Raw genomic sequence first — 1642 nt, forward strand, 5'->3', positions numbered from 1 at the left:
GGCCCATGATGCAGTCGAACAGTTCGCTGCGCCCGGCGCCCATCAAGCCGTATATGCCGAGGATCTCGCCGGCACGCAGCGACAACGAGACATGGTCGACGGCAAGTCCGCCGGTGGCACGAGGCAGGCAGATCTCCTCGGCACGAAAAATCTCTTCGCCCGGAAGATGGCCGTCGGCCTTGGCGAAGTCCTTGGCGTCGGAGCCGATCATCTGGCGAACGATCCACTGCGTGTCGACGTTCTTCATCTCTTCCTGGCCGGTGATGCGGCCGTCACGCAGCACGGTGATGTAGTCGCCGATGCGGATCAGCTCTTCGAGCCGGTGCGAAATGTAGACGATCGCCACGCCGCGCGCCTTGAGGTCGGCGATCACCTTGAACAGGATCTCGACTTCCGCAGCACTCAGCGCCGAGGTCGGTTCGTCCATGATCAGGATGCGCGCGTCGAGCGAAACCGCCTTGGCGATCTCGACCAGCTGCTGCTGGCCGATGCGCAGATCCTCGACCAGCATGTCGGGCCGGATGCCGGCCTGTAGGCGTTCCAGAAATTCCGCAGCGCGGTTTTCCTGTTGCGCGTGGTCGATTTTGCCGAAGCGGTTGGTGATTTCCCGGGTGGCGAAAATATTCTCGGCGACGCTCATATTGCCGAACAGGTTCAGCTCCTGGAACACCATGCCGATGCCACGGTTCACCGCGTCACCGGATGACGAGAAGGAAACCTCTTCGCCTTCCAGCAGGATGCGGCCGGCGGTCGGCCGTTCGACACCGGCGATGATCTTCATCAGCGTCGACTTGCCGGCGCCGTTTTCGCCGACCAGCACGTTGACCGCGCCCTTGCGCACCTCGAAATTGGCGCGCTTGACCGCAACGGTGCCGGAATAGACCTTCGAGACGTCCTCGAGCTTCAGGATGATTTCGCGCTCCGCGATCGCGCTCATGGCTTCGGCCCGATCTCTGCTTCCGCCGGCGTCACCAGCGGCAGGTCCTGGCCGCTGCCCAGCGTGTAGGCGCCGAGCACCTTGGCGCTGCGGCCTTCCAGCGCCTCGCGCGGCAGCTTGGACAGCACCGTCTTGTCGGCATAAGCGTTGAACGCCTTGCCGAACTGGGCGAAGTCGATCTGGTTGGTGAAGTCGTTGAACTGGATGAAGTCCAGGCTGTCGCGCAGCGCGGTACCGCGCACCGCCGGTCCGATCTGCACCCGTGCATCGGCTTTGCCGTCGCCGTCGACATCGACGTCGACCGTTGCCGCACGCGACTGTGTGTTGGCCGCGATAATCTTGCCTTCCAGCCGAACCGCGAAAGTCCAAGGCGAATTCGCCTGCTTGTTCGGATTGCCGTATTTGGCGCCGGCAGCCGCTGGGTCGGTTGTCGCCAGGGTGTGAACCTGCGCAAACGGTCCGGCTTTCTGCTGGATATAGGGCACGACCTTTGCCGCCCATATCTCTTCGACCATCTGGTCTGGATTGAAGGTGGCAGCGTTGTTGCCGTCGTCCGATTTCGTCGGCAGGATCTTGCAGGCGGTCAGGCTGATGCCGACCATCACGGTAAGGATCGGCCAGTTCGGCTTGGTGTTCAACATGGCAGCCTGTCGTTCAGCATCGTGGGCGGCCCACGGAAAATGGCGGCGAGGGGCGATCCTGGGT

Annotated in this window: 2 protein-coding genes; both read right to left on the reverse strand. The window is 62.9% G+C overall.

The window, feature by feature from the left end:
* On the reverse strand, nt 1-937 hold a 937-nt coding region (locus EN949_RS35085; protein WP_164782671.1), incomplete at its 3' end, for a sugar ABC transporter ATP-binding protein.
* On the reverse strand, nt 934-1578 hold the full coding sequence (locus EN949_RS35090) for a DUF2291 family protein (protein WP_127365667.1): 645 nt from the start codon (nt 1576-1578) through the stop codon (nt 934-936). The genes EN949_RS35085 and EN949_RS35090, both read right to left, overlap by 4 nt.
* Nucleotides 1579-1642 lie beyond the last annotated feature (64 nt).

This window comes from Mesorhizobium sp. M7A.F.Ca.US.007.01.2.1, from assembly GCF_003998165.1.
Taxonomy (GTDB): Bacteria; Pseudomonadota; Alphaproteobacteria; order Rhizobiales; family Rhizobiaceae; genus Mesorhizobium; species Mesorhizobium ciceri.

What these genes read in the sequence shown, in the direction of transcription:
- EN949_RS35090 (WP_127365667.1), bottom strand. Translation starts at nt 1,578, where the DNA reads ATGTTGAACACCAAGCCGAACTGGCCGATCCTTACCGTGATGGTCGGC.